This window comes from Streptantibioticus rubrisoli (assembly GCF_024436055.1).
In the GTDB taxonomy this organism is placed as follows: domain Bacteria; phylum Actinomycetota; class Actinomycetes; order Streptomycetales; family Streptomycetaceae; genus Streptantibioticus_A; species Streptantibioticus_A rubrisoli.
The window spans coordinates 1-18,631 of record NZ_JANFNH010000009.1 but is presented as its reverse complement, the minus strand read 5'-3'; the positions used below and the strand labels follow the sequence as shown (position 1 = coordinate 18,631).

Annotated in this window: 21 protein-coding genes; 13 read left to right on the top strand and 8 right to left on the bottom strand. The window is 69.4% G+C overall.

Annotation, left to right across the window (positions count from 1 at the left end):
• Positions 1 to 198: 198 nt before the first annotated feature.
• The 3 genes from NON19_RS11835 to NON19_RS33645 form a co-directional block, all read right to left on the bottom strand.
• Positions 199 to 651: a YbhB/YbcL family Raf kinase inhibitor-like protein gene (locus NON19_RS11835; protein ID WP_255927121.1), complete on the bottom strand. Its 453-nt coding sequence runs from the start codon at positions 649 to 651 to the stop codon at positions 199 to 201.
• A gap of 183 nt (positions 652 to 834) precedes the next feature.
• Positions 835 to 1,248: a DUF2795 domain-containing protein gene (locus tag NON19_RS11830; protein WP_255927119.1), complete on the bottom strand. Its 414-nt coding sequence runs from the start codon at positions 1,246 to 1,248 to the stop codon at positions 835 to 837.
• 432 nt (positions 1,249 to 1,680) lie between these two features.
• Complete coding sequence (locus tag NON19_RS33645) at positions 1,681 to 1,908, bottom strand: con-10 family general stress protein (RefSeq protein WP_372514099.1); 228 nt, start codon at positions 1,906 to 1,908, stop codon at positions 1,681 to 1,683.
• Positions 1,909 to 2,209: 301 nt separating this feature from the next.
• Here NON19_RS33645 and NON19_RS11815 point away from each other — a divergent pair, with 301 nt between their 5' ends.
• The 7 genes from NON19_RS11815 to NON19_RS11785 are packed head-to-tail and all read left to right on the top strand — an operon-like array spanning position 2,210 to position 6,473.
• Positions 2,210 to 2,698, top strand: coding sequence for a hypothetical protein (locus NON19_RS11815; protein WP_255927117.1), 489 nt, complete (start codon positions 2,210 to 2,212; stop codon positions 2,696 to 2,698).
• Positions 2,695 to 2,967: a monovalent cation/H+ antiporter complex subunit F gene (locus NON19_RS11810; RefSeq protein ID WP_255927115.1), complete on the top strand. Its 273-nt coding sequence runs from the start codon at positions 2,695 to 2,697 to the stop codon at positions 2,965 to 2,967. Before NON19_RS11815 ends, NON19_RS11810 begins: the two co-directional genes overlap by 4 nt.
• A gap of 1 nt (position 2,968) precedes the next feature.
• Entirely contained in the window at positions 2,969 to 3,277 is a 309-nt protein-coding gene (locus NON19_RS11805; RefSeq protein WP_255927113.1) for a cation:proton antiporter, read from the top strand.
• Complete coding sequence (locus NON19_RS11800) at positions 3,274 to 3,561, top strand: Na(+)/H(+) antiporter subunit B (protein ID WP_255927111.1); 288 nt, start codon at positions 3,274 to 3,276, stop codon at positions 3,559 to 3,561. The genes NON19_RS11805 and NON19_RS11800 overlap by 4 nt, the downstream gene beginning before the upstream one ends.
• A complete protein-coding gene (locus NON19_RS11795; RefSeq protein WP_255927109.1) occupies positions 3,558 to 4,313 on the top strand; it encodes an MnhB domain-containing protein in 756 nt (251 codons plus the stop codon). Before NON19_RS11800 ends, NON19_RS11795 begins: the two co-directional genes overlap by 4 nt.
• Entirely contained in the window at positions 4,310 to 4,654 is a 345-nt protein-coding gene (locus NON19_RS11790; protein ID WP_255927107.1) for a sodium:proton antiporter, read from the top strand. The genes NON19_RS11795 and NON19_RS11790 overlap by 4 nt, the downstream gene beginning before the upstream one ends.
• A 4-nt stretch (positions 4,655 to 4,658) precedes the next feature.
• Positions 4,659 to 6,473, top strand: a complete 1,815-nt coding sequence (locus tag NON19_RS11785) for a complex I subunit 5 family protein (RefSeq protein WP_255927105.1) — start codon at positions 4,659 to 4,661, stop codon at positions 6,471 to 6,473.
• Between the two features lie 11 nt (positions 6,474 to 6,484).
• Here the strand turns inward: NON19_RS11785 and NON19_RS11780 are convergent, their stop codons facing one another.
• The gene (locus NON19_RS11780; protein WP_255927103.1) at positions 6,485 to 6,841 is read right to left on the bottom strand and encodes a DUF6204 family protein; all 357 of its coding nucleotides are present in this window, start codon (positions 6,839 to 6,841) and stop codon (positions 6,485 to 6,487) included.
• On the opposite strand from NON19_RS11780, the gene NON19_RS11775 reads away from it, so the two are divergent.
• On the top strand, positions 6,734 to 7,375 hold the full coding sequence (locus NON19_RS11775) for a transposase (RefSeq protein WP_308213680.1): 642 nt from the start codon (positions 6,734 to 6,736) through the stop codon (positions 7,373 to 7,375). The two genes, NON19_RS11780 and NON19_RS11775, sit on opposite strands and share 108 nt — an antisense overlap.
• A gap of 293 nt (positions 7,376 to 7,668) precedes the next feature.
• On the opposite strand, the gene NON19_RS11770 is transcribed toward NON19_RS11775, so the two are convergent.
• Positions 7,669 to 7,845, bottom strand: a complete 177-nt coding sequence (locus NON19_RS11770) for a hypothetical protein (protein ID WP_255927099.1) — start codon at positions 7,843 to 7,845, stop codon at positions 7,669 to 7,671.
• Positions 7,846 to 8,018: 173 nt separating this feature from the next.
• Between NON19_RS11770 and NON19_RS11765 the strand changes: the two genes are divergently transcribed.
• The gene (locus tag NON19_RS11765) at positions 8,019 to 8,687 is read left to right on the top strand and encodes a class I SAM-dependent methyltransferase (RefSeq protein ID WP_255927097.1); all 669 of its coding nucleotides are present in this window, start codon (positions 8,019 to 8,021) and stop codon (positions 8,685 to 8,687) included.
• Between the two features lie 61 nt (positions 8,688 to 8,748).
• Here the strand turns inward: NON19_RS11765 and selB are convergent, their stop codons facing one another.
• Both selB and selA read right to left on the bottom strand, forming a co-directional pair.
• Positions 8,749 to 10,536: a selenocysteine-specific translation elongation factor gene (gene selB, locus NON19_RS11760; protein ID WP_255927095.1), complete on the bottom strand. Its 1,788-nt coding sequence runs from the start codon at positions 10,534 to 10,536 to the stop codon at positions 8,749 to 8,751.
• Positions 10,527 to 11,882: an L-seryl-tRNA(Sec) selenium transferase gene (selA, locus tag NON19_RS11755; protein ID WP_255927093.1), complete on the bottom strand. Its 1,356-nt coding sequence runs from the start codon at positions 11,880 to 11,882 to the stop codon at positions 10,527 to 10,529. Before selA ends, selB begins: the two co-directional genes overlap by 10 nt.
• 1,308 nt (positions 11,883 to 13,190) lie before the next feature.
• On the opposite strand from selA, the gene folE reads away from it, so the two are divergent.
• From folE to NON19_RS11740, 3 genes are all read left to right on the top strand, one after another.
• Positions 13,191 to 13,724, top strand: coding sequence for a GTP cyclohydrolase I (gene folE / locus NON19_RS11750; protein WP_255927091.1), 534 nt, complete (start codon positions 13,191 to 13,193; stop codon positions 13,722 to 13,724).
• A 122-nt stretch (positions 13,725 to 13,846) separates the two neighbouring features.
• The gene (locus NON19_RS11745; protein WP_308213683.1) at positions 13,847 to 15,157 is read left to right on the top strand and encodes an MFS transporter; all 1,311 of its coding nucleotides are present in this window, start codon (positions 13,847 to 13,849) and stop codon (positions 15,155 to 15,157) included.
• A 73-nt stretch (positions 15,158 to 15,230) separates the two neighbouring features.
• A complete protein-coding gene (locus tag NON19_RS11740; RefSeq protein WP_255927089.1) occupies positions 15,231 to 15,911 on the top strand; it encodes an NUDIX hydrolase in 681 nt (226 codons plus the stop codon).
• A 636-nt stretch (positions 15,912 to 16,547) separates the two neighbouring features.
• Here NON19_RS11740 and NON19_RS11735 read toward each other — a convergent pair.
• Positions 16,548 to 16,892, bottom strand: a complete 345-nt coding sequence (locus NON19_RS11735) for a helix-turn-helix domain-containing protein (protein WP_255927087.1) — start codon at positions 16,890 to 16,892, stop codon at positions 16,548 to 16,550.
• 1,299 nt (positions 16,893 to 18,191) lie between these two features.
• Here NON19_RS11735 and NON19_RS11730 point away from each other — a divergent pair.
• Positions 18,192 to 18,566 (top strand): GvpU-like protein, encoded by a 375-nt coding sequence (locus NON19_RS11730; RefSeq protein ID WP_255927085.1) that lies wholly within the window; start codon positions 18,192 to 18,194, stop codon positions 18,564 to 18,566.
• The last annotated feature ends 65 nt before the right edge of the window (positions 18,567 to 18,631 follow it).

The following is an 18,631-nucleotide window of genomic DNA, read 5'->3' as shown; positions in this document are numbered from 1 at the left end:
CGGGCTCGCCTTGATTGGATGTCTCGCCTTGATTCGATGCCTCGCGTTGATTGGATGTCTCGCGTTGATTCGATGCCTCGCGTTGATTCGATGTCTCGCGTTGATTGGATGTGAGGACGGGCCGCGCTCGCCAGCGCGGCCCGTCGGGGCCGGAAACGGCCCTGGCGCAGGGGCGGCTCAGGAGCCTTCCGGCAGCGCTCAGCGGTGGTAGAGGCCGACGAGCGTGCCACTGGCCAGCTGCCGTTTGTCGACCGCGTCGTGAACCTGCTGCGCCGTCGCGCGTTCCGGCAGGTCGATCCGCTCCGGGAGCGCGTAGAGACGGAAGAAGTACCGGTGCGCGTTGTCGCCCGGGGGCGGGTGCGGCCCACCCCAGCCCGGCTCGCCGAAGCCGTTGACGTGCGCAATGCCGCCTGCGGGCGACTCCCCGGCGTCGATGCCGCCGCTGGCCGGATCGACGCCCGTGACCAGCCAGTGCAGGAACGTGCCCGTCGGCGCGTCCGGGTCCTCGCACATCAGCAGCAGCTCCGCCGTGTCATCCGGCATTCCGGACCAGGTCAGCGGCGGTGAGACGTTCTCCCCTTCGAGGGCGTAGCGCCTCGGGATCGGAGCGTGGTCGTTGAACGCGGCGCTCTTGAGGTCGATACCAGCCATGCGCCCGCCTTACCCGGCCGCCGCGCCGATCATGTTCTTCCGCGCGTGAAACCCCTGGCTGGCCGCAGGCGCCCACCCGCACGGCGGTCGGTGCGCTTCGGCAATCCGGCCGCTGCCGGGGCCTCATCAGGTGCGGTTGTCTTTTTCAGGTGCGGTTGTCGCTATCAGGTGCGGTTGTTCTCATCAGGTGCGGTGGTCCTCGACACCGAGCCCGAGGGCCCGGGCGATGTCCTGGACGTTGTGGTACTCCTCGTCCTCCGGAAGCCGGGCCGCCAGGTCCACGAGGCGGTCGGGAGCGTGGTTGCGCCGCAACGTCTCAAGCAGCGCCTCCCGCCTGGCCGGATACGGCTCACGCCCGAGGTGACGCGCCAGCTCTGAGCGCAGTTCCACGTCTTTGGGCGTCATCCCCGGCGGTGTGCCGCCGATAAGCGCGGTGCCCGCCGCGACGTCGGCCTGCGGCTGGTCCTCGCCTGGGGGCTGCGGCTCGTGTTCCTCCTCCATCCGCGTGGAGCGGCCGGCTCGCAGCTCTCCCTCCAGTTCCTTCTTGAGCTCGTCGTCCCGCACGGGGCCTGTCTTGTCTCTCCCGTGGTCGCTCACGGATCCTCCTCGGGTGCGGCGCGGGGTGAGGTGGGGGCGAGATGCCCCTCAGCCCTTGTCCTGCCTGACCGGCTGCGGGCGGCGGTGCTGCCGCGCGGTCAGCACGCTGCGCCCGGTAGCCGCAGGTGGGCGGGGTCGCGTTTCCGTTCGCCAATGCCTGACGCGTACCCGCCTCGCGCCGCCGCATGCTGGGGCGTCGGAGCACTCCGGCTCGACTTCTGACGGTGACTGTTGGACTTCGGCCCGCAGCGCCTCCTCGATGGCATGGCTTCACCGACGGACCGGGGCGATGCGCGCCGCGCCCGGGCCCTTGACTTCATGCGGGTGACCACTGGGGGAAGTCAACGCGTTGGGCCTGGTCTTCCCCGCACAGGGAGACCAGGCCCAACGCTGTGCTACACATCGGACTGCCTCGATGTCTTCAGTACCGGCTCAACGGTGCCCGCCGCTGTGCTGGCCACCCTTGTGTCCGGCCTCCGAGGCACGCTGCGGGTCATTGGCGAAGTTCCCGCCACTTTCCTGACCGCCCTTGCGCCCCGCCTCCGAGGCACGCTGCGGGTCATTGGCGAAGTTCCCGCCACTTTCCTGACCGCCCTTGCGCCCCGCCTCCGAGGCACGCTGCGGGTCGTCGCTGAAGTTACCGGGGTTGTTGGCAGCCATGACTGCTCCCTTCACTGGTGTTCGTGCCCTTACAGGAGCGCGCGTGCCCGGCCGTCATGCCCCCAATCACCGCTTTGCCTTCTTTCTCGTGACGGCCCATCAAGCCTCAGCATTCACCACCGCACTGGTGTCAAAGGCCGACCTGGCAGCAGGACCGATCACCCGCTGCCGCCCTGCTCATGCTCCACGCCGGTGATGGTCCGCGCCTTCGCTCCGGTCGGTCCGGCGCGCGCGCCGCATCAGGGCGGCGTGTGCGGGTAGACGTTGCTGACGACACGCCGGACGGCGGACCGGAGGAGGAATGATGCGGTGGTCCGGTGCGGTGGTGAACATCGTGGCGTGGTGGGCCGTTCTGTTCGTGCTCAACCTCATGTTCATCAGTACCGTCTCCGAGTTGGAACTCGTCGTCGCCGCGGCCACGGGTCTGCTCGCCGCGGTCGCCGCCTGCGCGGTGATCAAGGCGTCGGGCACCGCGGGGAGCCGGGGTGGACCCTGGGCGCGCGCACTGCTGGCCTGGCCCGGTGCGGTGCTCGCCGACACCGGGCGACTGGCCGCGGCCACCGTGCGCGCCGTGCGCGGGCGGAAGTTCAGGGGACGCTTCCAGAAAGTCGAGCTGAAGGCGGGTACCGGCAGCGCCTGGGCGTGCGCCCTGCTGTCCGCCACCCCGGGTGCGTACGTCGTCGACGTCAGGCCGGGGGCGGCGGGGTTCGGGGACGTCCTCACCGTTCACGTCCTGGGTGACTCCGCGACAGCGCTCGAAGGCGTCCTCACCGGTGGTGGACGGTCATGAACGCCTGGCTGGTGGCGAGTGCGGTGCTGCTGACGCTGGGCCTGCCGCCCTGTCTGTGGCAGGTGTACCGGCGGACCCCGCAGGAACGCCTGGCGGGGCTCAACCTGGCCGCCACGATGTGCTCGGCGATCCTGCTGCTGTTCACCGAGGGGTTCAACCGCAGTTCGTACGTCGACCTCCCGCTGGTGCTCGCGGTGCTCGCACCAGCAGGCACCCTGGTCTTCGCGCGCTTCCTTGGCGGGCAGGCAGCCCAGGGGGAGCCCGACTGATATGACGGTCCGTCACGTATGTGCCCTCGTGCTGCTGGTCCTCGGCGTCGCGGTGCTGCTGCTGTCGGCGGCGGCGCTGATCGCGCTGCCCCGGCCGTACGGGAGACTGCACGCTCTCACACCGGCCACCTCGCTCGGCCTGCCGCTGGTCGCGCTCGCGCTGGCCGTCGAGACGGGACCGGGGCGCAGCGCCGTCAAGCTGCTGGTCATCGCCGCGTTGACCGCAGTCGGCGGGGCCGTCACGACCATGGCGATCGGCCGGGCCACCGCCCAGAACGCCAGGCTGCTACGGAAGGACTCTCCCCCATGAACGGTTCCTATGCCACCAGCGAGTACCTGATCGCGGTCTGCGTGCTGCTGGTCACGGTGACCGCCACCGTCGCCGCGCTCACCCCGGAACCGGTACGCCAAGCCCTTGTCCTGGCCATGCTGGGCACCGCTCTGACACTGCTGTTCACCGTGTTGCAGGCACCCGACGTGGCGTTGTCCCAGTTGGGAGTGGGCGCGGCCGTGACACCGCTGCTCATCATGCTGACGGTGCGTAGGGTACGGCGCTCCTCGACACAACAGCGCGACAGGGAGCGGCAGCGGTGAGCCGCCGACTGCGCTTGGCACTGTTCTGGGCCGCCGCGGTGGTCTTCGCGGTAGCGTTCACCGCCGCCTGCACCGGGCTGCCGGACTTCGGCACGCTGTCGCATCCCTATGGGTCCCGCGCCATCGCCGCCGCCTTCCACCAGCGCACCGCCAACACCATCTCCTCGGTCAACTTCGACCAACGTGCCTTCGACACCCTGGGCGAGGAGTCGATCCTGTTCGCCGCGGTACTCGGCGGCCTTGTATTGCTGCGCCGGGCCCGCGACGAACGGCTGGCCGGGGTCCGGCGCGGCCGGGTACTGCCGTCCACCCGGATGTTCGGCTCCCTGCTGCTGCCGATCACCCTGGTCACCGGCGTCTACATCGTCGCCCATGGGCAGTTGTCGCCGGGCGGTGGCTTCCAGGGCGGTGTCATCCTGGCCACCGGCCTGCATCTCGCCTACATCGCCGCTGACTACGGCGTGCTCAAGGCGATCCGCCCGCTGGCCGTACTCGACGCGGCCGACGCCGTGGGCGCGGGAGCCTTCGCCGTCCTTGGGCTGGTCGGCCTGGCGGTCGGCGCGGCGTACCTGCAGAACGTGTTGCCGCTGGGAACCTTCGGTCAACTGTCGTCGGGCGGGCTGGTGCCAGTGATCAACGCGGCGGTGGGCGTGGAGGTGGGCTCCGGCGTGGTGGTGCTGCTCGCGGGCTTCCTCGACCAGGCGGTGGAGATCGTCTCTCCCACCGGGAAGGACAACGGGGCCGGACGATGACACTACTGTTCTTCCTGGCCGCCGGCTGGATCTTCCTGGCCGGTGTGTACGGCATGGTCACCAGCCGCAACATTATCCGCACCGTCGGCTGCCTCGCGGTGGCGCAGTCGTCAACCTACGTGCTGCTGCTGGCGGTTGGCTTCCGGCGCGGCGGCACCTCGCCGTACTTCACGGACACCTCCACGCGCACGCCCGTCGTGGATCCGGTGGTTCAGGCGCTCGCCCTCACCGATGTGGTCGTCGGCGCCACGGTCACCGCCCTGCTGCTCGCCCTCGCGCTGCAGTTGCGCAAGCGCCACGGTACGGTCGACCCCGACGCCCTCACCGGACTCAGGGGCTGAGCGCGTGAGCACCGCCGACCTGCTGCCGCTCGCCATCGCCATCCCGCTGATCGGAGCCGCCTTCTCGGCCCTGGTGGGAAGCCGACTGCCGCGCGTCGCCACCGACTTGCTGGTCACCGTCTGGGCCGCGGCCGGTGTCGCCGATCTGGTGGTGCTGTGGCTGCGCACCGGAGACGGCCGCGCCGTCAGCTGGCTCGGCGGCTGGCGGCTGCGGCACGGTGAGAGCGTCGGCATCGTGCTGGTCAACGACCGGATCGGGATCGGTTTGGCGCTGCTCACCGCGGTGCTCGTGCTCGCCGTGATCGCCTACTCCTGGCGGTACTTCGACGAACCGCCCGCCGAGCACGCGGGCACCTTTCCCGCCCTCATCCTGCTGTTCGACGCCGGAATGTGCGGGTTCGCGCTCACCGGGGACCTGTTCAACGCCTTCGTCTTCTTCGAGTTGATGGGTGCGGTGGCCTACGCGCTGACCGGCTTCCGCATCGAGGACCCACGGCCGCTGCAGGGCGCGTTGACCTTCGGCGTCATCAACTCCCTGGCCGCCTACGGCTCGTTGCTGGGCATTGGTCTGCTGTACGCCAGGACCGGGGAGCTGGGGTTCGCCCAGATCAGTCAGAAGCTCACCGGCCACCGGGCCGACGCGTTGTTGCTGACGGCATTCGTCCTTGTTCTCACCGGACCACTGGTGAAGGGCGCGGTGGCGCCGTTCCACTTCTGGCTGCCGGACGCGCATGCCGTCGCGCCGACACCGGTGTGCATGCTGCTCTCCGGTGTCATGGTGGAACTCGGTGTCTACGGCGCCGCACGGATCTACTGGATCGTCTTCTCCGGGCCGCACGGCATCCCGCAGCATGTCTTCCATGACACGTTCGTCGCCGCGGGCGTGCTCACCGCTTTGGTCGGTGCGGTGATGTGCTGGAAACAGCGCAACCTCAAGCGGATGTTGGCGTTCTCCACCGTCAGCCATGTCGGTATGTTCCTGGTCGGCCTGGCGCTGCTGACGCCGGAGGCCACGGCCGGTACGGCGCTGTACGTCGCCGGACACGCCGGAGCGAAGGCGGCGTTGTTCGGCGTCACGGGCGCGCTGCTGGACCGGTTCGGCAGCGTTGACGAGCACTCCTTGTACGGCCGGGGCCGCGAACTACCCGTCGGCGGAGTGCTGTTCGTGCTCGGTGGGCTGGCGCTCGCCGGGTTGCCGCCGTTCGGTACGGCACTGGGCAAGGCCGTTGCCGAACACGCGGCGCAGTCCCACTCGCCGTGGCTGCTGGCCGTCTTCGTCCTCGCCTCCGCGGCCACCGGCGCGGCCGTGCTGCGCGCCGCCCTCCGGGTCTTCGCCGGGGCCGGGCGTCGGCCGCTGGATCGCCATGAGGTCCCGGAAACCACCGGCGGTGGCGAGGAGCCGGAGATCCGCGGTCCCTCGCGGCGGGTACCTTTGCCGATGCTCGCCGTGCCCGCGCTGCTGCTCGCCGGGTCGCTGGCCGTGGGCCTGCTTCCCGCCGTCAGCACCCAACTGGCGCAGGCGGCCCGGCTGTTCACCGATCGTGTCGGATACGTCGCCGCCGTCTACGGGCACAGCCACGCCGCGGGGATGCCGCCTGCCGCCGACTGGACCGCCGAAGGCATCGCCCTCGGCCTGACGTCCGTCGCCCTCGCCGTGGCGTTCGCCTGCGCGGCGCTGTGGGCGGCGCCGCGTGGCGGTGGCGCTCACCGCGTCGTGGCGCCGCTGCGCCGCCTGCACTCCGGTCACATGGGCGACTACGTGGGCTGGCTCATCGTCGGCGTCGCGGTGCTGCTGGTGGCCGTGCGCGCCCAGTTGTGACGCGTCGTGGGTCAGACGTTCCGGGCGGCGGCGCGGCGCTGCCGTTTGCCGAGGGGGGCCTGGGAGAGGTCCTCGGCACTGCACCTGAGGTTCTTGTAGCCGTAGCCGCGTTCGGACAGCCAGGCCTTCGCCGCGTCTTCGGCGCGTTCGGTCGCGGCCAGGATGTCCTCCTCCGCCTCTCCCGAGTCCAGGAAGCGGAAGGTGAAGGCGGCCCGGGCGGCGAGGTCGTAGCTGAGGTGCCCTTCGGGGGTGAAGGCCGTGTGCAGTACGTCGTGCTCCGCGGCGCGGGCCAGGAGTTCGGCACGCTGGTCGGCGCTGAGGCCGTCGAAGACACCGCGGATGGTTATGCGGAAGGTGCGAGTGCTCACCCGCCGAACCTACTCGCGGGCACCGGCAGGTGCCACGGGTTTTCGGCAGCCACCCGGCTCACCCGGTCCTACGACTGGGACAACCAGCGCGTGACCTGCCCACAGGGCACAGCCAGCACGATCTGGGCACCGTGCACCGAACGCAAACGCCGGTCCATCGTGGTGCGTTTCCCCACTACCGCCTGCCAAAGGTGCCCCGTACGCGCGCAGTGCACGACCTCCACCCGCAACGGGCGCCAGCTCATGCTCCGGCCCCGTGAGATCCACGAAGCCGTGGAGCGGGCCCGTACCGAGCAGACCACTGACGAATGGAAAGACCGCTACGCGGTCCGCCCCGGGATCGAAGGCACCATCCATCAAGCCGTTGCCGTCACCGGCATCCGCTATACCAGTCTGCCCAAGACCCACCTTGCCCACGTCTTCGCAGCCACCGCTGTCAACCTCATCCGCCTGGACGCCTGGTGGACCGGCAACCCACTCGACCGAGACCGCACAAGCCACCTGACCCGCCTCGGCCTCACACTCACCACCTGACGACCAATTAGGCAACAGAGTCCTCCCGGTCTTCAAAACCGAGGTGCCCGAGGATCTCGGGCAGGCGGGTTCGAATCCCGTCCGTCTCCGCACAGTACAGGCCGTTGCCCCGGCACGTGGGTACCGTGGCACGGGCGTCAGGAGGGTTGCCTGACGTGGGTACGGAACGGTGCTGCGCCTGGCAGCTCACAGTTGAGCGCGGCATTCGGCGGACTTCGCCGAATACCGCGCTCGAACCGTTGCCGGGGCGCGAGCGGATGCTCGATGTCGGACCCGACTGGGAGTTGGCAGTGCTACTGCTCGTCGAGTTCGTCCTGGATGTCGTCGAGAGACTGCTGTCGGGACTGCTGCTGTCGTCCCCGTAGCCGGTCCTGTACTTGCTGGCCGCGCTGCTGTGCCTGCTGCTTGGCCTGCTCTGCCTTTTCCTTGGCTCGCTGCGCCTTGTCTTGCCACTGGTCCTTGGTACCCATCGACTTCCCCTTCACGCGGTGGTCGTACGGGGGCGGCCGCCCCCGATCGATGCTCCTGGAGCAGGCGGGGGCACGCCGCTCCTGCTGGGCCGAACGGGTGAACCCCCCATCGATGACCTGGTGTTTTTGTTGGCCGCCGCAGGCCCCAATTCGCCCAGTTGTACGATTGGCGTGTGAGTACGGCGGACGACCCAGATCTCGCCGACATCCAACGCGCGCACTGGCAGGACACCTACGCGACCCATCCCGGGATGTACGGCGAGCGGCCGTCCGCACCCGCGGTCCACGCTGCGCGAGCGTTTCGTTCGGCGGGCGCGCAAGACGTGCTGGAACTGGGCGCGGGACACGGCCGCGACGCGCTGTTCTTCGCCCGTGAGGGCTTCGCCGTGCGGGCCACGGACTTCAGCTCCGTCGGCCTTGAGCAGCTCCAGCGGGCGGCCCGCGCCCGTGGTGTCGAGGAACGGGTGAGCTGTGTCGCGCATGACGTGCGCGATCCGCTACCGCTGCCTGATGCCTCGGTCGATGCCGTCTACGCCCACATGCTGTTGTGCATGGCGCTGTCCACGAAGGAGGTACACGCCCTCGCCGACGAGGTCCGGCGCGTCCTGCGGCCGGGCGGGGTGTTCGTCTACACCGTCCGGCACACCGGCGACGCCCACTACGGCGTCGGCACCGGGCACGGCGACGACATATGGGAGCACGGGGGGTTCGCGGTGCACTTCTTCTCCCGCGAGCTGGTCCAGGCGCTCGCCGACGGCTGGCGGTTGGACGAGGTCTTCGCATGCGAAGAAGGCGACCTGCCGCGCCGCCTGTGGCGCATCACGCAGTGCCTGCCCCGGTGATCGCCGCACGTTCGCGCGAGTGGTGTTGCCATGGGAACACCGCGGCACACCGGCGCAGCCTTCAAGCGTCATCGAACGTGGCCGTGCAGCGGCGGAGCCGTGCGTCCAGACGGACGGTCCAGCCGCGGCGGTCCAGGTGTTCCAGTAGGGGAACGACGACCCTGCGGGTGGTGCCCAGTGCGACGCGTGCCGCGCTGGTGGTGAACGGCTGGTCGAGGCGGGCCAGGGTGGCCGCTGCCCGCCGGTCGGCGTCGGGAAGCAGCACGATGCCGTCGGGAAGTCGCAACAGTTCGCCCGCGGCGGCCGCGGCGGCGAGCAGTTTCGGCGTCAGGCCGAGCGCCGCCAGCTCCGCTGCCTCCGGCGCGTGGAAGGGGCGGGGGGCCAGCCGGGCCCGTACCGCCTGCACGGCGGTGCGGGCCGCGGGCGGCAGGGAGGGCTGGGTGACGCTGCCGTAGATGCGGCCCGCGCGGTGCTCCAAGCCGTCCGTGGCCTGGACCAGCGCGACCACCAGAGCGCGCTCGGGCAGGTCCAGCAGTCTACGAGCCGCCTCGACGGTCAATCCGGGATCGGTCGGCCGGTCACCCGCGTGCCGTTCGACCGCTTCGGCTAGGCGTTGCCCAAGGCGCGACCAGTGCTCCGGGTCGCAGAGCCAGTCTGCGACGACGGGCTCAGCGCGGGTGCGCAGACCCATCGCGGCGAGGTCTGCGCGGCGGACCAGCCCCCGTCGGCGCAGTTCGGCGGCAGCGTTCGGCTTTCCTGACTGCCCGTCAAGCCCCTTGGCCCGCAGGGCCGCGGCGCCCCGGCGAGCGAGCAGGGGCGGGCGGATGTCGAGAATGGTGGCCGCGCCCGTGATGTGATGCCTTCCCGGATCACGCAGCAGCGCCACGTCGTTGACCCGCGGCGGCAGCGGTACGGCCAAGGACAGCCGTGCGGTGTCCGAGCCCAGCGGCCGTACCCGCACCGGCACCGCTGCCGACCCCAGGTGCGGCGTGAGACCGCGCGGCAGTTCGGCGGCGGCGTCGCCGTCCAACCGGACATCAACGCTGTCGGTGGTCAACCAGCGGCCGGGGGTCAGCAGCGCGCTGCCACGCCGCAGCATCACGGCAGCGGTGCCGTGGACGTTGACGGCGACACGGGCGGTCGCGCTCACGGAAGTCCGCTTCCGCTTCAGGCTCTCCAGCCCCCGCACCCTGAGCAGCGCGTCACCGCCGGTGGCCCCGGCGGCCAGCAGGCGGTCGCCCACCGAGACGGTCCCGGCCGCGAGCGTGCCGGTGACCACGGTGCCGTGGCCGCGCACGGTGAACGCCCGATCGACCCACAGTCTGACGTCAGCGGTGCGGTCCGCCTCCGGCAGGCGGTTGACCAACCTAGCCAGTGAGGCCTTCAGTTCCGTCAGCCCCTCCCCCGTCACCGCGTTGACGGCCACCGACTCCACGCGGCCCAGTGAACTGCGCGCGATCCGGGCGAGTGCCTGCTCCCGCACGTCCGCGGGATCCGCGAGGTCGCTTCGGGTGACGGCCAGCACGCCGTGCCGTACCCGCAGTGCGTCGAGTACGGCGAGGTGCTCCTGCGACTGCGGCTGCCAGCCCTGATCGGCCGCCACCACGAAGAGGACGGCGGGCACCGGTCCCACGCCCGCGAGCATCGTGGTGACCAGCCGCTCGTGGCCCGGTACGTCGACGAAGGCGACCTCGCCCGCGCCGGGCATCGTGGTCCACACGAAGCCGAGGTCGATCGTCATGCCGCGACGGCGCTCCTCCGGCCAGCGGTCCGGTTCCATCCCGGTGAGCGCCCGCACCAGGGCCGACTTCCCGTGATCCACGTGTCCCGCGGTCGCGATCACGTGCATGCGCGGTCCGCGTCCACAGCGTCCTGGACGGCCGCCGCGCGGACCGCGGCGGCGATGCTGCCGTCCTCGTGCGGAGCGACGGCGCGCAGGTCGAGCAGGCAGCGGCCCTCAACCACCCTGCCCACCACCGGCGTTGGCCCCTGACGCAGCCGGGCGGCGAACACTTCCGGCAGGGCCAGTGCGGCGCTGTCGAGGGTCACCCCGGGAGCGCCGCCCGCGCCGACCACGGCCCGGCTGTCGACCGCCCGCGCCGGGATGCCGTCCGCCGCCAGCCCAGCGGCCAGCCGCTCGGCTCTCGCTCGCAGGGCGCAGCTTTCACCGTGCAGCCCCGAACGGGTGGGTGTCTCGGGGTTGTTGACGGTGGCCTCCAGCGCGGCCAGCGTGAGCTTGTCCACCCGCAGGGCACGCGCCAGGGGGTGCCGGGCCAGTGGGCGCACCACATCCGCGCGCCCCAGCAGCAGGCCGCACTGCGGACCGCCGAGGAGCTTGTCCCCGCTGGCGGTGACCAGGGCAGCCCCGGCGCGCAGCCAGGTGTCTGCATCCGGTTCGTCCGGGAGCAGCGGTTCACGGCGCAGAAGACCTGATCCGAGGTCGGCGACGACCAAAGGTCCCAGGGCGGCGAGTTCGGCGACGCCGACGCCTCCGGTGAAGCCGGTGATGCGGAAGTTGGAGGGGTGGATCTTGAGGATGAAGCCGGTGCGCTCCGCGATGGCGGTGGTGTAGTCGGCCACCGAGGTGCGGTTGGTGGTGCCTACCTCGCGCAGCCTGGCGCCGGTCGAGACGAGCAGGTCCGGCAGCCGGAAGCCGTCCCCGATCTCGACCAACTCGCCTCTGCTGACGATGATTTCGCGGTCCTGCGCCAGCGCCGTGGCGGCCAGGACCAGGGCTGCCGCGCCGTTGTTCACCACGTGCGCGGCCTGCGCCGCCGGGACCTGGCCGAGCAGGGCGGCCACCGCCGAGCGCCCGCGTGCCGCACGTTCCCCGGTGACCAGGTCGAACTCCACGTCGGTGTGCCCTGAAGCGGCGAGGATCGCCTGCCGGGCAGCCTCGGAGAGGGCGGCACGGCCGCGGTTGGTGTGCAGGAGCACCCCCGTCGCGTTGATCACCGGACGCAGCGCGGCAGCGGTCGCGGGAGGCGTTCGCACGGCCGTGTCGGCCACGTCGGCCGCCGCGATATCGTTCCGGCGCGCACGATCCTGCGCCTGGACGACGGCGGACTTGACGACCCGTCGCCCCAGCCGCTCGGCGGCGGCGACCAGTCGGGGGTCGGCCAGCACCGCGTCGGTTCGGGGGAGCCTTCGACGCGGGTCGGGCGGTCCGGTCCCGTTGGTCTGATCACGATCCATCGGTCTGCCTCAGGGTGCGCGCGGCGAGCGGTCAGGCCTCCTCAGCGTCACCTCAAACCCATTCAGGTGCGGGGTGGACACGCCGCGGTCCCCTCGCGTGCCACACACGTGGTCGTTCACACGTCCCCGTCCGTACGGTATAAATGATCTGGTTCCGAGTCGGGTCGCTGACCTGCGGCGACCAGTTCAGTTGAGACGTGGGGAAGCCAGGAATCTCAAGTGTGTGGTCCCGGGCGAGCGAATGCCGGAGGCTGTCTCAGTTGATGTGGTCCGACTTCACTGTGCCGTCGGCCGCTACCGGACCGCTGGCGTGGCTAGGACTGACGGCGTGCGAAGAGGACCGCACCTGGAACGCTCTCGTCGGGGTCGATCAGCATTTGGGCCTCGGCCATGAACCCGGCATCGCGTAGCCAGGCCGCCACTTGGTCAGGCTGGCGAGCGGTGAACGTGGACGTTCATCGGGTGGCCGCCGTAGCCCTGCGTCTTCAGCCTCGACCCATCGCCGACGTGAAAGCCGAGCAGCAGTGGCCCGCCGGGACGCAACACGCGCCGGAAGTGCCCGAAGACCGTGGGCACTACTTCGAGACAGAGGGCTGTTGTCGAGGTGGGCGTGGGCGCCGTGTTCGGTGAGAAGGTCTTGCAGCGCGAGGGTGCAGTAGCGGATGGCGGCGATGATCGCCCTGGGAGCGGAGGGGGACGGCTGACAGTCGGTTCACCCAGGCGTCATGACGAGTGCCGCCGTGTCGGTGGTGAGTGGTGCACTTGTCCAGGTCGCGGAGGACCATCGCTGCGACCAGGACGGGACGGGCCAGGCCGAGCGCCTCGCCGGGCGGTCTGGTCGGATCAGTGCTCGGCTGAGTGGGCGACGAAGGCCAGTTCGGTCTTGGCGAGGACGGGGGCCGGAAATAACGCGCCATACTCGAGCAAGGCGTCAAGCGCGTAATCGGTGCTTTTGGCTAGTCCGAGAACCTCATCGTTGGTTATGGCTATGCTCACCGAGGGCCGGATCCGGCGCATTGCCCCACACGCAACGAGGCGACGAGGGAGCGGGTGCGCTCCGGTACGCTGACGGTATTTTTCCTCGCCATTCGCGCCCCGCGTTCCCGCCGCCCACCCGGTTCAATCACCAGGGAAGCATTAATTCTACGTGCAGATTTGAATATTTGACCATTGGCACATCACCCGCATATTGGTCCGATCGGGTGAGGGGCAATGAAGGTATGTTCTCAATTAACACGATCGGGTGGATAGTAAAAAGCCTCCCCAGGGATTCGGATCCCGTGGCGCGAGCGGAAGAGGAGGCCGCAGGTGACCATTGAAGACTGGCTCAAAGCCAATGTGACCACCGACACGCGGGCACTCGGGTGGTACAGCGGCCCGGAGTGCGAGGACCGCATCGTCCGAGCTTATCGCGAGCTGCTGAGCGGCTACGAGATCGACACCTCGAAGATTCTCAAGACCACCTGCCTGGTGAACGGCGGGCACACCGGCGTGGTGCGTATCCGGGAGAACAACTTCTTTTCGATCTGCGCCCACCACTTCCTGCCCTTCTTCGGGAAGGTCGACATCTCCTACGTGCCTGGCGACCGCATTCTCGGACTCGGGAAATTCCCTCGTCTGGTACAAGCGTTCAGCCGGCGCTTCCAGATCCAGGAGTACCTCGTCAAAGACATCGCTGAGGAGATCATGTCCTCTGGCGGCGCACAAGCCGTGCGAGTCACCTCCCGTAGCCGCCACCTCTGCATGTGCAGCCGTGGCCCCTCCGACCAGACCGTGACCACCGACACCTCTTATGTGGCGGGTGATCAGGAGTTGATGGCCCGGTTCGGCCTGGACGACTGATTCGGACTGGCGTGGCGGGAGGTGTGCTCAGTGATCGCCCCTCCCGCCACTCGGCCCCGTTCATCCCGTCCCTCGACGGCCGACCGCGCGGCACAACGCGCCAGCCGACACAAGGAGAACCCATGCGTAACAGGATGAGAGGCAGTCAGCGCCGTACTACTTCGACGTCGTCGACCTGGAAGTACGCTCTGACGACATGGCTCGCCGGCGTAGTGGCGGCAGTCGGCCTGGGAGCCGTCTCACCGGTGGGATCTACCGTGCGTTCGTCACTGGGCCTGTCAGCCGGTGCGCTCGCATGGGCCACATCGAGTATCACGGCGGTGAGTGCCGTCTTCGGCATCCCGGCGGGATGGTGGGTCCGCCGCTTCGGCGCCCAACGGGCCCTGTCCTGCGGCCTCTTCGTGATGTCGGTGGCAGCCGCCGTCAGTGCGACCGCCGGATCCTGGGGGCTGCTGCTGGGATCACGCATCGCTGAAGGCGTCGGCTACCTATTTGTGTTGGTGGCGGGTCCGGTCGTTCTCACCCGCCTGACTCAGGGCGGCATCCGGGCGGCAGCGCTCGCGCTGTGGGGCACGTGCGTCCCGACGGGGCTCGCCATTGCCGCGGCCGCGGGCGGTTCCCTGGCGTCCTGGTGGACGTGGAACCAATGGCTGGCCCTCACTGCGGTTGGGCCGCTGATCATGGCCGGCGTGCTTGCGGTCGTCCTGCCCCGGCTGCCGAGGACAGCGGTACCGCGCGCTCACCGTGAAGCCGGCACCTGGAACGGGGCGCTGAGGCTCGCTGTCGCGTACGCAAGCCTGTCGCTGGTCGGCGTCGCCGTGGTGATGGTGCTTCCGCCCTTCCTCACCGAGAACCGGTCGGCCACGTCGGCGGTGGCCGGTACCGTCGTCGCGTTGGTCTGCCTGGGAAGCGCGGCCGGAGGGCTCGCCGCCAGTTGGCTGCTGCGGCGCGGCTTGACCCTCTCCCAACTGGCCCCGCTGGGCGTATTGATGCCGGTAGCCTGCCTCCCCGCCTTCTCGGCCGAATTCCCCCTCGCGGTCAATGGCGCAGCAGCCACGCTTGTTCTCGCCGTCGACGGCCTGCTCATCTCCGCCGTGTTCGCCGCCGCCCCCGACTCGGTGAGCCGTCCTGAGCACGTCGATGTCGCCACTGGCATCCTCAACCAGTTCGGCAGCGTGGGGATGATGATCGGACCACCGGTCTTCGGAGTGGTCATCGCTGCGGCCGGATGGGGCGCCGTCGCGGCCGCGACGCTGGTCTTCGGCGGACTGGGCGCGATCCTGCTGTTGACGACCGCGCGCACGCCCGCGAGCGGTTCGGCAGCTGGCGTGTCCGAGTCTTCCGACGCACCAGCTGGTGAGGAAACGGAGGGAGCAGCGGAACCCCTGGGGACGGCGGCGGACGTCCGCAAGCCCAAACGCACGAGAGCGTGACCGCGCCGCGAAAGTGCGGTGTTCCCGACTGCAGTACCGACTCACGGCAGTCCTTCACCTCGGAAAGGGCAGGATGAAAATCGACTTCCTTCTGCTGCGGGCCGATACCTATGGCGAGTACTGCCTGTACTGCCACGCCGAGACCGTCACATGGATCTTCGTGGACGGAAGGAAACGCTGCACCTGCGGTACGTGCGGCTGCGAGGCAGAGAGAGCCATCGTCGTCGACCCCCGCATCTCCTGGTGGACCGATGCCGACGGCGAGTACTGGCACGAGAGCGCCGGTGTATTCGTACGCGACCGGCAAGCGAGGTTTCTCTTCTTCCAGCGGACCGCCTTTCCGTACTCTCTGACCGTGCCCGCAGGCCATGTCGAACGCGGTGAGGAACCCGAGTGCGCGGCCGCGCGGGAGCTATGGGAGGAAGTAGGAATTCGCGTCGCGAACGGGGACCTGCGGCTCGTGGCGGACGAGTACTTCGCGGGAGACATGTGCAGAAGAGGCTCCGAAGCGCATCGTTGGCACGCCTATCTGCTGGATGTCGAGGAGCACCGGGACGCAGGAGCCCATCCGGAGGTGACCGTGAATGAGGAGGGCGAGGCCCCCATCTGGCTCACTCTCGACCAAGCACGCACCTATCGGACGACGTTCGCGGTGGAACGTATCATCGACCAGTATTCCGAGAGACTTCTCCCGGCCGCCTCGCACACCGCCGAGGAGCGGAGAGCGGAACCTTCGGACGGTTCCCGGACATGAGGTGTGTTCCTCATGGGCTGGTAACTCCAGTTCGGCTTCGTGATCTCATGTGGGCGTAGTGCCTGGTCATGAGCTGTCGAAGCTCAGCCTCTCAAGGTGGCGGGAAAACCTAGTGCTGTAGGGGTAATCCGTTGTGGGGCCAGGAGAACGGCCATAGGGCCACGACATGTCCCTACGTGTTCGTAGGCGTCGAGCAAGCACTGTAGGTTCCTCTTGATCGCTAGGACTGGGGCCTGCGGGAACCCCAGAATCCTGGCTTCGCGAGCAGTAGCCGTGTCGGCTGGTTGTGAGCAATCCGGACCCGCCGACTGCGAGGGTGATTACTTTCCGTGGGGTTACCCGATCGCCTGGCGAGGGCGATCGCACGTCTTGTACTGGTAGAGCCGTTGGCCGCTGGGATTGATCACGGTCGCGAGTGAAGGGCAGTCGGCCTGCCGTTGGCTCCGGCGGGTCGGAGTCGGCGGAGGCTGGCACTAGGCAGTTGGGCTTGAACGGCGGAGGACCCCGGCAAGTGTGCCGGGGTCCTTGGAGGCGCGCTGTGCGTCCTGGTTGAGGTCCTAACGCGACGCGGCGGCGCGGAGCTTTACGGGCACCCCGTCCGCTCGGCGATCGGCGTTGAGGCCGCATCCGTCCTTTTCAGGCTGAGGTTCCCGGCTGCGGCTGGCTGCCTTGGGCGCGCAGTTGCTCGTTGATGCGCTGGGCTTCTTCGAGTTGGTCTTCGAGGATGACAATGCGGCAGGCGGCCTCGATGGGGGTGCCCTGGTCGACGAGTTCGCGGGCGCGGGCGGCGATGCGCAGCTGGTAGCGGGAGTAGCGGCGGTGGCCGCCTTCGGAGCGCAGGGGGGTGATCAGGCGGTGTTCGCCGAGAGCGCGGAGGAAGGCGGGAGTGGTGCCGAGCATCTCGGCGGCCCGGCCCATGGTGTAGGCGGGGTAGTCGTCGTCGTCGAGGATGTCGGCGGGGCGGGTACTGCGAGGGGGCATATACCTCTTCTTTCCGGGGGACGCGTCGGGGGGCCCGGGTGCCGTATGGCACCCGGGCCCCGAGCTTTCAACACCATCTACCAGCCGACTACGCTGGCCTTGTTTGTCCGCAGGTCCGCCTGGGATGGCGGGGCTGCGGGGATCGCGGATGCGTGACCGGGGACCACCTTCCAATCCGGGGTCTTGCGGTACCCGGGCGGACTGCTTCCTCGCCCGGGCGATCCTGATGGCGCTTCTGCTCCTTACCTTCGGTTACTCGGCTGTACTGCTGGATACCGCGGGTACTGCTCGCGACCCCTTCGGGCCGCGTCCTGCTTGAGCTGCTCGCACGGCAGTTCCTGTCTGCCGTGCCCACTTCGACTTCCTGGGTACGAGAGAAACGGTAACCCTGCGAACGGCTAATGTCTACCACCGTCGCGACAGATTTCCTACCTGGCCCGCGCGGATATTTCTGCCTCAAATGCACCCGGAAGAGTCCTGTGCCTGGTGGGATCCCGGCCCCGGCGGGCAAGCGCTGAAGCCTGGCGGTACAACCGACCGAGGGTGGAGTGGCAGCGCATAACCGACATGGAGACGACCCGCACGGCAGCCCCGGCCGGGGCCCTGGTCGTGAAGGGTGACAGTCCCGGCGACGCCGCCCGTGCCCGTGACGCCGCCCGCGCCTTCCTCGACAGCCTGGACCCGGCCCCGGCGGCGGCCGATACGCCCTCCCGCTGGGCGCGACCGCCGACGCGGTGTACCTCGCCGTCAGCGACCTCAACCCCGCGCCCCCACGTGAACGCGCTCGCGATCTCAATGGCGGCACCGGAGGGTTCGGCTGGCCCATGGTCCGCCGTCTCACCAGCAAGGTGACCCTGACCCCGGGCCCCGGCCGGGGCAAAAAGGTCCCACGCCCTCGCCGTGGGACCTGGCCAGAGCTGCCGCGATCTGGCAGCCGATCGACCCCGCCTCCTGAGGCGAGAGCGGGCGCGCTTCTCCACCGGCTGGGCCAGGCTGCGCGAGGGAATGTACTCCATGACGGTCCAGCACGCATCGCCCTCGGGCCACGCAATCGAAGACGGCTACGACGTTGGGATGGTGCAGCCGTGCCGGGTCGCGCGCCTCCTTCATCAGCCGCCTGGCTCTGTTCACGTCGCACAGCAGCGTTTCGGCAGCAGATCGGGAGGCGTCTCCCGCGCCGGATGTTCACGAGAACGTGCTCGTGAACATCGACTCTGCTGGCCGGGTCGCCGCCGCCCGCGCAGCCGCTTCATGCCAGGCGGGGCGGTTCGGGGACAGTCGGTTGAATAAGCTGCTGTCATGTCGAACCCTGATGAGCTGCTCGCCGCCGTCGCCGCTGCGGTGGAATCCGAGCGAAGCACTCAGATGTCGCTGACCGTGGTCGTCGCCGGTGCCGTCATCACCGGTCGGCTGGCTCCCGAGGCCGTGTGGCGAGAGCGGGTCGCGGAGGTCCTCAAGGACTCCGACCGTCTCGGCCCGTTCGCAGAGGTCTTCGCCCGCGGGCCGCGAGAGAACCGGCCCGGTCGCAGCGAGGCGCCCACGCATCTGCACTTTCATCTCGCTCGGATCCTGCAGGGCAGCCTCGGGATCCCGGAGACGGGCGGCATGTACCGGGTCGCGATCAAAGACGTCAGCGGGTGGACCGTAGGCGACCTCAGCTACTTCGACCGGTGAGACGCCGTCTCCGACTCGTGGCCCGCCGGCGGTTTCGGAGCGGACGGCAAACACAGCGGTGGGGC